9 protein-coding genes and 1 tRNA gene are annotated in these 13303 nt (G+C 54.0%); 5 read left to right on the forward strand and 5 right to left on the reverse strand.

Annotated elements, in window-relative coordinates:
* The first annotated feature begins 1 nt into the window (after nt 1).
* From QXG22_01250 to QXG22_01260, 3 genes are read left to right on the forward strand one after another with little or no spacing between them, the layout of a single operon-like run.
* A complete protein-coding gene (locus QXG22_01250) occupies nt 2-556 on the forward strand; it encodes a DUF2179 domain-containing protein (GenBank protein ID MEM0358627.1) in 555 nt (184 codons plus the stop codon).
* A 53-nt stretch (nt 557-609) separates the two neighbouring features.
* Nucleotides 610-1974 carry an MBL fold metallo-hydrolase gene (locus tag QXG22_01255; protein MEM0358628.1) on the forward strand — a complete coding sequence of 455 codons (1365 nt, stop codon included), beginning with the start codon at nt 610-612 and terminating at the stop codon, nt 1972-1974.
* Between the two features lie 34 nt (nt 1975-2008).
* The gene (locus tag QXG22_01260; protein MEM0358629.1) at nt 2009-3358 is read left to right on the forward strand and encodes a C45 family peptidase; all 1350 of its coding nucleotides are present in this window, start codon (nt 2009-2011) and stop codon (nt 3356-3358) included.
* Nucleotides 3359-3376: 18 nt separating this feature from the next.
* Here the strand turns inward: QXG22_01260 and QXG22_01265 are convergent, their stop codons facing one another.
* From QXG22_01265 to QXG22_01285, 5 genes are all read right to left on the reverse strand, one after another.
* The gene (locus tag QXG22_01265; protein ID MEM0358630.1) at nt 3377-4126 is read right to left on the reverse strand and encodes a hypothetical protein; all 750 of its coding nucleotides are present in this window, start codon (nt 4124-4126) and stop codon (nt 3377-3379) included.
* A gap of 47 nt (nt 4127-4173) precedes the next feature.
* Nucleotides 4174-7644, reverse strand: coding sequence for a reverse gyrase (gene rgy, locus QXG22_01270; protein ID MEM0358631.1), 3471 nt, complete (start codon nt 7642-7644; stop codon nt 4174-4176).
* Between the two features lie 233 nt (nt 7645-7877).
* Nucleotides 7878-7965 (reverse strand) — tRNA-Leu (locus QXG22_01275).
* A gap of 153 nt (nt 7966-8118) precedes the next feature.
* A complete protein-coding gene (gene trxB / locus QXG22_01280) occupies nt 8119-9024 on the reverse strand; it encodes a thioredoxin-disulfide reductase (GenBank protein ID MEM0358632.1) in 906 nt (301 codons plus the stop codon).
* Entirely contained in the window at nt 9009-11171 is a 2163-nt protein-coding gene (locus tag QXG22_01285) for an ATP-dependent DNA helicase (GenBank protein MEM0358633.1), read from the reverse strand. The genes trxB and QXG22_01285 overlap by 16 nt, the downstream gene beginning before the upstream one ends.
* 50 nt (nt 11172-11221) lie before the next feature.
* Here QXG22_01285 and QXG22_01290 point away from each other — a divergent pair, with 50 nt between their 5' ends.
* Nucleotides 11222-12616 (forward strand): tRNA uridine(34) 5-carboxymethylaminomethyl modification radical SAM/GNAT enzyme Elp3, encoded by a 1395-nt coding sequence (locus QXG22_01290; GenBank protein ID MEM0358634.1) that lies wholly within the window; start codon nt 11222-11224, stop codon nt 12614-12616.
* On the forward strand, nt 12613-13302 hold the full coding sequence (locus tag QXG22_01295) for a metallophosphoesterase family protein (GenBank protein MEM0358635.1): 690 nt from the start codon (nt 12613-12615) through the stop codon (nt 13300-13302). The genes QXG22_01290 and QXG22_01295 overlap by 4 nt, the downstream gene beginning before the upstream one ends.
* Nucleotide 13303 lies beyond the last annotated feature (1 nt).

A 13303-nucleotide genomic window follows, 5' to 3' on the forward strand; every position in this document is an offset into this window, starting at 1 on the left:
AATGAACGTGGTCTGGACGGTCCTAGGGACGATGGCCATCTTCTTGGCCCGCCTGCTTCAGAGCATCCTTTTCACCATCAAGGAGATCCTGATGGTGAGGGGAAATAGGACGGAGGCTAGCCTTCTGAGCCTGGCGGAAACCACGGTCTGGTTCGTGGCTTTTTGCGTGGTGATGAAGGACCTTCTTTCTGGACCCTTTGGTCCCACGGCCGCGGTAAAAGCCACGGCTTTCCTCCTCGGATGGTCCGTCGGAACTTTCCTCGGCATGGAGGTGGAGGAGAGGATGGCCAGGGGATACGCCACCGTCCAAGTTATTTCGGTGGAAAGGGAAAACGAGCTGAGGGAGAGGCTCCTCTCAAGTGGTTTCCCCCTCACCTCCATAAAGGCCCAAGGAAGGAAGGGACCCAGAACTATTTACCAAATCGTCACACCACGGAGGGAACTTCCCAAGCTCTTGCGTTCCATAGACGAGGTGGATCCTAAGGCATTCGTCACCATCTTGGAAACCAAGAGGGTGATGAGGGGGGTAGGAAATTCCCCCTCTGGGGTAGAGTAAAAACTTTTGCGCTTCAATTTTTTTGGTCCAACACCCTATTTCAAAAGAGTGTTGTGAAGGTAACCGTCTTTGGAGGGGCGGGAGAGATAGGAGGCAACCAGATCCTGCTGGAGGGGAGGGAGAGTAAGATCTTTTTGGACTTCGGGAAAAATTTTGCCAGGGAAAGCAGGTACTTTGAGGATCCCTATCTCATCCCTAGAAAGCCTCAGCAACTCTACGAACTGGGTCTCCTTCCCAACCTTCCAGGTCTCTATCCCTGGCAGGAAGAAGAGCCGGAGATCGCGGGTATCCTGCTTTCCCATGCCCATCTGGACCACATGGACTACGCAAGATACACCAAGCAGGAAATTCCTCTCTGGGCTGGAGAGGGGACTTGGAGCGTCATCTTCGCTAGGGAGATCATCGGAAGAAGAAAGGAGGAGGAAAGACTGGCGAAGTTCGAGGACCGTGGCTCAGTCCCCTTCTATAAGTGCTTTGCTCAGTACCGTCCAAACCTCATGAACTTCAGAACGGGGAGAGAGGTGAAGGTGGGGGAGTTCACGGTGAGGCCCGTCCACGTGGACCATTCCATCCTGGCCTCCTATGGATTCGTTCTCGAAGGACCGGAAGGGAAGATATCTTACACGGGGGATCTCAGGTTTCACGGACCCAAGAATTTTTCAGAGGATTTCTTGAAGGAGGCGGAGGGATGTGACGTGCTGATCATGGAGGGGACCAACGTACTGGAATCCAGGCCCTTCAGCGAAGGGGAGGTGAGGGAGAAGGTGGAAAAAATCGTGACGAAAACGAAGGGACTGGTGGCAACGAGCTTCGCGAGCATGGATATCGACCGCCTCAGGACCTTTTTCGAGGTGGCCGATAAACACGGAAGGATACTGGTGCTTTCCACAAGGCAGGCTGTCCTCCTCGAATACATCAGGCAAGAAATAGAGAAGGGGCCCGTGGACTTTCCCTTCAAGCTGGGGGACCCCAGGGTGAAGATCTACGGCAAGGAAAAGGAGAATAGTAAGTGGGAACAGAAACTGAAAAGCCTCTACGAAACAGTGAATAGTTCTTGGGTTTCACAGAATCAGGAAAAAGTACTACTTTTCGCCACCTACTATGACATGCTTGAACTCCTGAGTATCAAGCCCAATCCAGGATCCGTCTTCATCTATTCCGAAAGCGAGCCCTTGAACGAAGAGGGGGAAATAGAGTTCGAGAAGCTGGAAAACTGGCTGGAGCTCCTGGGCATGCCCATGTTCCATGTCCATGCCTCAGGGCATGCAAGTTCCTTGGAACTGGCGGAGATGGTGGAAAGGCTTTCCCCGAAAAAGGTCATAATAGTGCATTGCGAGCGTCCCATGCTCTTCAAAAAATTTCTCAAGACCCGTGCGGAGGTAATTTGCCCTGAAAGGGGAAAAACTATTCACCTTTAAAATTTAAAATTCCGGGAGGAAAAAAACAAAAGGAATGAAGGGCTTCACCCTCCTCCTCTCCCTTCTGGTAGTTCTCGCCTGGTTCCAGCCACCTGTGAGTGCCTGTGAAGATCTCTCTCCTTTGACCCCTTTAAAAGGCGGAAGGCTGGAGAATGTGGGAGGAAAATATCTCCTAAGGGTTGAGGGTTCGCCCTACGAGATGGGGTATCAACATGGCTACCTGCTGGCTAAAGGTGTCCAGAGGATGACCAAAGAATTCATCTATGCAGTGGTTGAAAGTTATGGTATACCGAGGGAGTTGACGGACCTCCTAAAACCCTTGATAATAGCTATGTGCCATGCGAACGAGAAGTTTGTCCCAAAGGAATTCAGGGAAGAAATGAAGGGAATCGTGGATGGCGCAAACGACTACGGCAACCTTTACCTCGAGAACTGGGAAAACTTGTCCTACGAGGATGTTCTCCTCCTCAATCTAGGGTTCGACATCTTGTTGAGTATAGCTTATCCTATCATCACCCCCCTACTTCCCCTTGAGAAAGTAGGGATCTCCCCCCTCTCCTGCGACGGATTCGTCGTGAAGAACAGAGCCACCGCCGATGGCAAGGCAAGAATGGGAAGAAACTTCATGTTCACAGCTAAGGTCTTTAGCGAAGAAGCTTTACTCATTGAACACGTTCCCAGCAAGGGGAAGAGGTTCGTCAGCGTAACAGCTCCAGGATTTGTGGGTGTGACCTCGGCAATGAACGAAGAGGGCCTTGCCATAGGAATGGACATGGTACCAGCCATGAACACCCATCCAGCCGTTGTGGGAATGGGCTGTCTTCTCTTGGCGAGGAAGGTGGTCCAATATTCCAGAACGTTGGAGGAAGCCGTCTGGACCATAAAGAAGGCCGTGAGGGGTACACCGTGGCTTTACATAATAGGGGATGGAAAGGGAAGAAGGAGATTTGGGGCGGTAATAGAAACCTCTGCCGATTTTTGTGAGGTGAGATACAACGACTACATCTATCCCTCCAAGTTCCCTCTCCTTCCCAAACAGATAGAGGAGTACGAAGACGTGGTTGCACTCGCCAACCATTACATCATTCCAGAAATGGTTCTTAAAACAGGAAGTTATCCCGTTCGCGATTCCCTCTCCAGATACGAGGAACTCGTGAGACGCCTGACCGAAGCTTACGGAAGAATAGACGACGCCCTGGGAAGGGAACTGGTAAACTATCTTTGGCACTGGGGATACTATGGAGCGGATCCAAGCCAGCCCATCGGTGGAAGCAGAACTCTCTACAATCTGACCGACAAAAGACTCTATGCCCTCTTCGGAACCTATGCCGACAATTGGGCCTGTTATGACTTCTCTACCCGAAGATTCTACGTTCTGCCCTGAGTAAAAAAGGTTTGAGGACTAAACGGGAATGATCTTAGCTTTAGCGCTCAACTGTGGAGGTTTGCGTCCCAACTCCCAACCCTCTGTCGTCTCGCAATAAGCGTAGATCTTTCCATTGTATTCGTAGTAAGTGAGGGGATAATATCGATTCCACCTCTCCACCATCTCCCTGGAAATGGCCACACCCACCGCCATGTGCCTGTCTTCCTCGAGGAGAAGAAGCACCACTTCATATCCGAGGGCTTTCACTAGGGAAGCGAAGAGGATGGAGGTATCTTCGCAATCTCCCCCACCATCCACGATGGTCTCGATGGGATACCTAGGATATTCATCGTATCCAGTGGTGACATCGTCCGAAGTATAGGGCCATCCCTGCACGAAGGAAAGCACGAAATCCAGTTTTTCGAAATCTCCCCATCCCTTAACCGCGTTCTCGAGAAGACCCGCCAGATGTGAAATCCACTGGTCGTCCGCGGGATTATCCACGTACTCACTGTAATCTCTGACCCTGGGCCTACTCCTGAACCACTTATAGGCCTCCACCTTTATCCTAGTATCATAAATCCAGGTCTTTCCCCCCCACCCTCTGGGGTATCTCCATTCGTAGTGAACCACATAATAGCCGTTCTCTATCCTGACGGTGGGTGGAGGTGGGGGAGGTCTGTAGAGGAGGGAAGGGAGAAAGGAGGAAAAGAAGTGGAAAACCAAAAAAGCGAGGAACAATCCCAGGAGGGCTCCGAGGAGAATCGCCAGTGGGTTCTTTTCCATCCCCTTGGGGTGGGAAAGGAGGAATAAAGAACTTCTCTGGTCACCTTTTAGGGAACTGGATTCCCGGAACTGGAGATCTCCCTCCTCACCTCTTCCTCCATCCCCTTCAGAACGTCTTGGAAGTGGATCTTTCCGTTCTCGATGGCATCGATGGTTTCTTCCAGGTCCCTCGTCAGTCCCTCCGAAACGAGCCTCCCAAACCTCTCTTCCAGGTATCTGTAAACCATCCTTCCGAGAGGGGTAACGAAGAGCTTCCCTCCTTTCTCAAAGACATATCCTCTTTTGAACAGGGTTTCGATGATCTTCGAGTAGGTGCTTGGTCTCCCTATCCCCTTCTCCTTCATCAGGGCTATGAGATCTCCTTGGCTGTAAGGTCTCACCGAGGATTCATACCTCACCTTCGTCTCCATCACCCTGAAGCTTCCCTCTTCCACCCTACCTTCCACCCTCAGGGTCTGATGGACCTTCAAGAAACCCTCCTCGATGATTCCTACCACCCTCCTCTCCCTCACTTCCTTTCCCCACACCTTCACCTTGAATTCCTGAACCAAGATCCTGGCTTCCTTCATCTGGCTGGCGATGAACCTTCTGAAGATGAGATCGTATAATCTGAAATGATCCGGCCCGAGTTTTTGGGGTATCCTCACGATCCCGGCGGAGAGGTAAAAGCGTAATTGCTGGAGACTCAAGAGTTTGGTGGGTCTTATGCACTCATGGGCCCCTTCCTTCGAGTATTCCCTGGGCTTGGAAAGACCGGGATAATTCTCTTCGACAAACTTACGGGCGAGCTCCATCCCCACGATCGAAACCCTCGTGGAATCCGTCCGATGGTAGGTGATCAGGCCACACTCGAAAAGGGTCTGAGCAAGCTCCATCGTATGACTCGCCGAGAAGCCCAGCCTCTGGGAAGCTTCCCTCAGCATGGCATCGGTCGTGTAGGGAGGAGGGGGGAGGACCTTTTCTTCCCTTGTGGAGAGGTCCGTTACCTCTGCCTCCTGGGGAGGAGGTCCCTCCGGATTTTGGATCCTGAGAACCAGACCGTTCTCCAATCTCACCGTGGCCACGGGTATTTTCCTCTTCAGTTCTTCCGTCTGCCTCAACACCCACCCCAAAACAGGTGTCTGAACCCTTCCGGCCGAAAGGTTCCTTTTCCCAAAGACCTCCCAGAGCTTTCTGCTCAACTCGAATCCAACCCACCTGTCTTCTATCCTCCTCACGACTTGGGCTTGAACATAGGAAGGCCTTAGCCCTCCCGGCTCTTCCAGGGCCTTCCTCAGGGCCTTTCTCGTGACCTCATGGAACTCCAGCCTCCTGATGTTCCTGCAGTAGGGGGAAAGGACGACGTAGAGATCGTATCCTATTTTTTCCCCCTCAGCATCTGGGTCCGTGGCTATGAACACTTCGTTTACTTCCAAGGAAAGCTTCTGGAGGAGTTCTACGGTTTCCTTCTTCGTTCTGAGGTTTGCCGATCCACAGAAAGGACAGGTCTCATGATCGGTGAACTGTTCTCCACAGTCAGCACACCTCCTGATGTCCGTGTAAACGGGTAAATAATTCCCGTCTTCCTTCCTAACCCCGTGGAAACCCTCAAGGGTGGTGAGATCGAAGAGATGCCCAGCGGATGCCACAACGGTGAGAACATGTTGCCCGCTTGCCACTTCGTAGAAGGTAAAACCGTCGAGGGTCCTCTGAGCAGGGTTCCCGAAGAGGTAAGCTATCGTTCTGGCCTTCGTGGGAGATTCCACCACCAATAGGGAGGAGCGCAGGAGATCCAGCACTTCCGGCTTTACCTCTCCCCTCCTGATCCTCCTTATCGTTTCCCTGTCCCTGTCCACTTTTTCGAATTCTTCTTTCACTTTCTCCGGAACATATTCCTCGAATTCCTCATCAGCGAGCAGACGCAGTCTCCTGCTCAGCCCGGAGAAGGCTTTTTCGTCGTCCACGACGACGATGGAAACCCCCCTGCTTATCCCCATCGCATAGAACCTGGAGGCCCTTCCAGAGGCCTGCAGGTAGCCGTCCGTGTCCGGTGAGATGAAAACCCACTCCCCTCCCTCCATCCTCATCTCCACGTCCAGCCTCCCCACCTCTTTCCTGAGCTCTTCATCTCCCATCGCTTCCTCCAGAATTTCCCTCGCCTCCAAAACCACCTTCCTGAGATGGGCTGCAAAACCTTCCAGCTGTGTTTTACCCTCATCCGCCTCCCTCAGCTTCTGGATGAGTTCACCTCTCACGGGAATTACCTTGGAGAGGGAAGAAAGAACGGAAGCCATCCTCTTTCCCATCCTCTCCCCAAGCAAAGGAGAAAGGGCCTTGAGGGCGACTAAGAGTTTCTGGGGATTACATTCCTTCACCTCCACCTTCATTTCCCTCCTCGGCACCCCGGCGAAGACCACATACCTAACCGTTTCGGGCAAATCCAGACCCCTCGCAAGTGGACTCCTGCTGCTCGCGATGCCCACGAGAACGGCATATTCCCCCTTGCGGAACTTTTCCAGCATCCCGGGTGACATCCTCTCGTAGAGGAAAACGCTCATCCCCTCTTTTTCCAGGGTTTCCGCTATCTTCTCCGCATACTCCAGACCCTTGGCCTGGGGAACGAAGACAAGGCAACCTGGACCATACTTCTTAACCAAGTCCGCCACTTCTTCCTCCACCTTCCGTTTCGGTCTGAGCGCGAAATTGGCTATGTTCCTGACGAACTCTAGCGTGAAACCTGGCTCGAAACCCAAGAGTTTTCTGAAGACCCTTAATCTTTTGGTCCTCTTCCCCTTCAAGGTGGCACCGGAAACCACCAGTACCCTTTCCCTCCTCCCCTCCACCGGCTCGTCCGAGAGTGCCTTCTCCACCTCCTCCGAACTGAAACCAAGTAAAAAGGCCACTTTGTCTATGTTCTTTGGGGACTTCAGAAAGGAATCCACATCGTCAACGAAAATGAAATCAAAATTCAGGGAGTGGAGCAGGTCAAACTTGGTGTAGAGGAACCTGTCTGTGGTGATGAGAACGGAGAACTCACCCTCTCTTATCTTCTCCAATACCCCTTCACTTTCTGGCATCCCAGAATAATATCCTAGTACCACGGCCGCTTTCCCCGCCCTTTTCAACAATTCCTCTGCTCTGTCAAGCAAATGTTTGACCAAAAGACTGGTCGGGACTACGATGTAACTCCTTTTGCCTTTCTGGGCGAGGTAGAGTGCCATCACCAAACCAAAGTGAGTTTTGCCTATCCCAGTGGGGGCCACGAGCGAAAAGCTCCTTTTGAGCAAGACCCTCCTGGCCCAGACCTCCTGGAGGGCCCAAGGTTTGGAGTCCATCAACATGGCGAAGAACTTGCAGAACTCCTCCACCTCCTCTTCCACTCGCAGTACCTCGGCATACTTTCCAGGCCTCGCCAAACCACGTCCGTTGGGAGAAAAGCAGCGGTAACAGACACCTCGGTTCACCAGTTCCGAATCTTTGATATCACCGCCGCAATTGGGACACATCCCCTTATATGTAGCTCCTAAAAGTCCCTCCATTATCAATTTTTCTGCCTGTGGAATCCTTAAATCGACTCCTCGAGCGAGCCTCGAACAAGAAATAAATCAGCTTTTTTTCTGGTTCTGAGTATCGCAAAATAGCAGTTGCGTATGGAGGGTTTCGATTGTGGGCTATTGCCTGCGGTATGAGATGATGAAATTCAGGTTTTCGTTGGCAATACTCATCCCCCATATTGAGATCCGAAGGACCGGGAAAGCTGGTCGGAGAAAAATGGTGCGGGGGAGGGGATTTGAACCCCCGAACCCCTTCGGGACCAGACCCTGAATCTGGCGCCTTTGACCTGGCTTGGCTACCCCCGCCAATCTTTTTTGTCTTCCCATACCCAAAAACCTTAGGGCCCAGCAAGTTCGCTTAAATGGGGGGATAAAATCTCCCAAAACTATTCCACCATCCCCAGTAAGGAGAGACGAACCAGCCAACCTCCTTGATCTTTGAAGGATGAGAAGGATTACTCAGGCCCTGAGGAAGGACCTAGCCTCAAGGGCGGCCACCATTCCCTGAGCCACGGCTGAAACCACTTGTTTCACGGGAAAATCCGTCACATCACCCGCTGCGTAGATTCCTTCTAAGCTCGTGCGTTGCCTCCTGTCCACCACAATATATCCAGCCTCGTCCGTCTTTATCCCCGCCTTCTTCGCCAGCTCGCTGTTTGGTTCCTCTCCCACCATCACGAAAACCCCATCCGTCTCCACTTCCTCTTCTCTTTCCGTCCCCACTTCCTTGAGCCTTACTTTAGCCACCCTCCTCTCCCCCTCTATTCCCTCCACCACCCTATTCCAAAGGATCCTGACCTTCCCCCCCAGTCTCTCCACCAACAAGGGGTCCGCCCTAAGCTTGTCCCTGCGGTGTATGAGTACCACTTCCGAAGCCAAGTTGCTCAGGTAAAGGGCAGTGGAGACTGCCGAGTTTCCTCCACCCACCACCACCACTCTCTTTCCTTTGAAGAGGGGACCATCACAAACTGGGCAATAACTGACCCCCCTCCCCAAAAACTCTTCCTCTCCCGGTACCCCAAGCTTTCTATGTCTTACCCCCGTGGCGAGCACTATGGCACCGGCCCTGTATTCCCCCTTTCCCGTTACCACACCCTTTTCCTCCCCCACGAGGAGCTCCTTTACCTCTTCACCCTCTCTCACCTCCGCACCCACTCTCTTGCAGTGCTCCGCCATTTTGGAAGCCAGCTCCCATCCCTGCATGGGCTGAACCCCAGGATAGTTTTCTATGAGGGGTGCCTCCGTCATCCTCCCGCCCACCACCTTCCCCTCGAGCACAAGGGTCCTCAGGCCCCCCCTAACCCCATAGATTCCAGCCGTGAGACCAGCCGGACCTCCTCCAACCACGATCAAATCCCACTCCATTCCCTCCCCTCCACCTGGCGTTTGATGCTCTTCGCCGTTTCCAGTCCTATCGTGGGGACGGAAGCGAGCTGCTCCACCGTCGCCCTCTTTATGTCCTCCAACCTCTTATAACCTGCCTTCCAGAGGTTCCTGGCCCTTACCCTCCCTATTCCTGAAAGCTGTATAAGCTCCAGCAATTCCTCCTTCACCCCATACTTCACCCTCTCTTCCAGCTTCCTCAGGGGCCTCAGGGCCTTTTTCACCTTCAGGAGCCGGGCGAGTTCGTGGGCTGCGTGAAGGAGCCAAGAGGCCGTCTCCACCATCCTCCGGATATCTCCCGCCCCCACTCCGAATTCCTCGTGAATCCTCTCTTCGTGTACTTCCTCCACCCAGCTCTCCAGCATCCTAGCGGTCTTCACCTCCGCCAGGAAGAACTCGAAGTCTTCCGGATCCTCGGGAATGGGGACCAGGAATTCCTTCCACCTCTCCTCCACCAAGTTCTCGAACTCCATTTCTTCCCCCCTTCCGAGATAGAGCTTCTCCATGTCGGGTGTCCTGCAGATCAAATGTAAAAGACCCAAGGTGGTGGGCTCTCCTTCCGAGATCCCCTCCAGCCCTTCCCTCATCAAAACTCCGGAAAGGGGATCGATGTAAAGGCGGGAGACCAGTTCTCCAAAGGGGGTTGCCAAGAGTCTTTCCCCTTCCTTCCTCACCATTCCCTCCTCCTCCAAAAAGTCCAGCACCCTCTCCACCACTCCCTTCATGGTCTTCACCTCGAACTGATAGGAGAAGAACGTTCCCTTCATGAAACCCAAAACATCCCCCACCGTGGAAGCATATCCCGAGGCCACACAGGCCAGAACGTGTGTCCTCAGAGCAGGCTCCGTTCCCAGCTTCGAAACCAACCTCTCCGGTTCCCCTTTCACATATTCTTCCATCAGTACCTCCACCTCCCCCTCGCTCTTCGCAATTAGGACTGCCTCCCCATACCTGTCGTACTTCGGCCTTCCCGCCCTCCCCATCATCTGCTGGATCTCGAGCACGGGAATGAGGGTGGAACCGAAGTCTTCCGAGTATCTCCGATAATCCCTCACCACCACCCTCCTTGCGGGAAGGTTCATTCCAGCCGCCAAAGTGGGAGTGGCACAAACGACCTTCAGGAGGTTCCCCCTGAAGGCATCTTCCACTTCTTTCCTTTGGTCGGCATGGAGGCCGGCATGGTGGAAGGCTACGCCCCTCCTCACGCACTCCGCTAGGAGTTTGCAGGTTCTGGTGGGTTCACCCAGCGCCCCCTCCACCCTCTTGGCCACTTGTCTCAACTTTTCCCTTTCCTCTTCTCCCAACAACATGACCACCTTTTCCGAAAGGGAAGAGGCGACGGTCTGAGCAGACTTCCTCGTGTTCACGAAGATGAGGACTTGCCCTCCTTCCCTGAGGGTATCCAACGTGAGAATGGAAAGGGCCTCCCCCTCTCCTATTTTCCTCTTCTCTCCATCCTCGAAGATGATCTTCCCATCCCAGAAGACTCCCCTCTTGAGGGGAACGGGCCTCCAGTCGCTCCTCACCAGCTCGGCCCCCAACCATTCCGCCAGCTCCTCCGCGTTCCTCACAGTGGCACTCAGGGCCAGCACCTGTACCTTGGGGTTTACCTGTCTGAGCCTCGCGGTGAGGACTTCCAAAGTAGGCCCCCTTCCGGGATCGTTGATGAGGTGGACCTCGTCTAGTACCACCACCGAAACCACATCCGCCAACCACTTCGCCCTGTGCCTGAGGAGGGAATCTACTTTCTCCGAGGTAGCCACCAAGAGGTCGTATTTCGCCAGCCTAAGGTCCGCGGTGTCGAAGTCTCCGGTGCTTATTCCAACCTTCACCCCTAGAGGACTATACCTTTCCCTGAATTCCTCGTACTTTTCGCTGGCCAGTGCCCTCAGGGGGACGATGTAAAGGGCCTTTCCCCTCTCCACCAGGATCGAGCGAAGCATACAGAGTTCTGCCACCAGAGTCTTCCCTCCCGCCGTGGGTACGGCTAAAACTAGGTTCTTTCCTTCCATCACCCCCTTCCTTATCGCCTCTTCCTGTGGGGGGTAGAGGGAGAGAATGCCTTCCCTTTCCAGCACCTCCGCCACACCCGGAATCCCCCACTTCTCGCAGACTTCCCTAACCCTCATCACTCCCTTTTTTCTCCCCACGATTTATTTTCCGGGGAAGAGGTGGAAAGATGCAAGCGGTGAAAAAACCCGTGCGTAGCCTGAGTGGGGTGTGCGTGATAACCGCGATGGTGGAGCCCAGGCCCTGTCCGCATGGCAGGTGCACTTACTGTCCGGGTGGGCCGGAAAATGGGGTTCCCCAATCCTATACCGGAAAGGAGCCCGCTTCGGCCAGGGCCCTCCAGCACGGGTACGACCCCTACTCGCAGGTGAAGAGCAGGGTGAAACAGCTGAAGGAAATAGGGCACAGAGTGGACAAGGTGGAACTCCTCCTCTTCGGAGGGACCCTCACCTCCTATCCACGGGAATACCTGAGGTGGTTTGTAAAGGAATGTCTCGATGCCCTCACCGGAACCCGTTCCTCCACCTTGGAAGAAGCCCAGGGCAGGGCAGAGGTGGCGGAGATAAGGGTGAGCGACATAGGGATGGAAACGAGACCAGACTGGTGTCTGGAAGAACATGTGGACCTGATGTTGGAGTTGGGAATAACGAGGGTAGAGTTGGGAGTCCAAACGATCGACGAAGGGATTTTGAAGGAGGTGAGGAGGGGACATGGAAAGAGGGAAGTGGAGGAAGCGACGAGGATAGCAAGGGATGCCGGGCTCTCCCTTGTATACCATCTCATGCTGGGCCTTCCCGGATCGGATCCCGAGAAGGATTTGGAGATGTGCAGGAGGATCTTCGAAGAAGAAGGTTTCAAACCGGATGCCATCAAGCTCTACCCCACTCTCGTCCTACCCGGAACGGGACTCTATGAGAGATGGAGGAAGGGAGAGTACCAACCCTATCCCCTGGAAACGCTGGTGGAGCTCCTCATGAAGATCAAGCTCCTCGTCCCACCCTGGATAAGGATCCAGCGCATCCAAAGGGATATTCCCCTCGATTTGGTCTCCGCTGGTCCAGAGAGGGGTGATCTAAGGGCACTGGTTCAGTGGAGGATGGCCTCCTCCGGCCTCCGCTGCCGTTGCATTCGTTGTAGGGAAGTTGGACGTTTCAAGGGGGAATTGAGCCTGGAGGAACTGGAACTGGTGAGGAGAAGCTACAGGGCCTCCGGGGGGGAGGAGATCTTCCTCTCTTGGGAGGCTCCTGAAAAGGACGTGCTCTTGGCCCTTTTGAGGCTAAGGCTTCCCTCCTCCAAGGCCCACCGTCCGGAGCTGGAAGGAGCAGCCGTGGTGAGGGAACTACATGTGTACGGTCCTCTGGTGCCTGTGGGAGAAGCCCCAACCGAAGGGGCTTGGCAGCATCGGGGACTGGGAAAGTCACTGTTGGAAGAGGCCGAACACTTGGCGGAGGAAAGAGGAAAGGAAAAGATTGCCGTGCTCTCGGGAATAGGGGTGAGGGAGTATTACAGGAAGTTGGGGTATAGCAGACAAGGGCCTTACATGTGCAAGGGGGTGGGGGAGTGAGGATAGGGGTAATCTCCGATATCCACTCCAACCTACCGGCCCTAAAAGCCGTGCTGGAGGATTTGGGGAGGGTGGACGAACTCCTCTGTGCTGGAGACTTGGTGGGTTATGCCTCCCAACCCAATGAGGTGGTTGATCTCTTCCGCATCAAGGGGATCCCCGCGGTGATGGGAAACCACGATTATGCGGCAGTTACGGGGGAAGTCGAGTGGTTCAATCCCTCGGCTAGGAAGGCTGCCCTTTGGACCAAGGAAAGACTCACGGAACCCAACAGGAAGTACCTCCGCTCCCTTCCGGAAGAACTGAGGATCACCAGGGAGGGGGTGAGGATCTACATGGTACATGGTTCACCCCGCGATCCCCTTTTCGAATACGTTTTCCCCGATCTTCCACAACATTCCCTTCTGGAACTGGTGGGGAAGATTGAGGCGGAGGTGATCCTGCTCGGACATACCCACATTCCCATGAAAAGGTTCATCCAAGGAAAGCTGGTACTGAATCCGGGAGGGGTGGGGCAGCCAAGGGATAGGGATCCAAGGGCCAGCTACTTGGTGCTGGAGGTAGAAAAGGGTGAGGTGGAGGCGGAATTTAGGAGGGTGGAATACGACGTGGAAGAAGCAGCGGAGGGAATAAGGAAGGCAGGGCTCCCGCCCGAGCTGGCCTCCCGCCTTTTTGTGGGATGGTGAT

The sequence above is a fragment of the Candidatus Hadarchaeales archaeon genome (genome assembly GCA_038736355.1).
GTDB lineage: Archaea > Hadarchaeota > Hadarchaeia > Hadarchaeales > WYZ-LMO6 > WYZ-LMO6.

Excerpts from the sequence above, each read along its gene's own strand:
- QXG22_01250 (MEM0358627.1), top strand. The coding sequence starts at position 2 with ATGAACGTGGTCTGGACGGTCCTAGGGACGATGGCCATCTTCTTGGCC.
- QXG22_01260 (MEM0358629.1), top strand. The coding sequence starts at position 2,009 with ATGAAGGGCTTCACCCTCCTCCTCTCCCTTCTGGTAGTTCTCGCCTGG.
- QXG22_01265 (MEM0358630.1), bottom strand. The coding sequence starts at position 4,126 with ATGGAAAAGAACCCACTGGCGATTCTCCTCGGAGCCCTCCTGGGATTG.
- rgy (MEM0358631.1), bottom strand. The coding sequence starts at position 7,644 with ATGGAGGGACTTTTAGGAGCTACATATAAGGGGATGTGTCCCAATTGC.
- trxB (MEM0358632.1), bottom strand. The coding sequence starts at position 9,024 with ATGGAGTGGGATTTGATCGTGGTTGGAGGAGGTCCGGCTGGTCTCACG.
- QXG22_01285 (MEM0358633.1), bottom strand. The coding sequence starts at position 11,171 with ATGAGGGTTAGGGAAGTCTGCGAGAAGTGGGGGATTCCGGGTGTGGCG.
- QXG22_01290 (MEM0358634.1), top strand. The coding sequence starts at position 11,222 with ATGCAAGCGGTGAAAAAACCCGTGCGTAGCCTGAGTGGGGTGTGCGTG.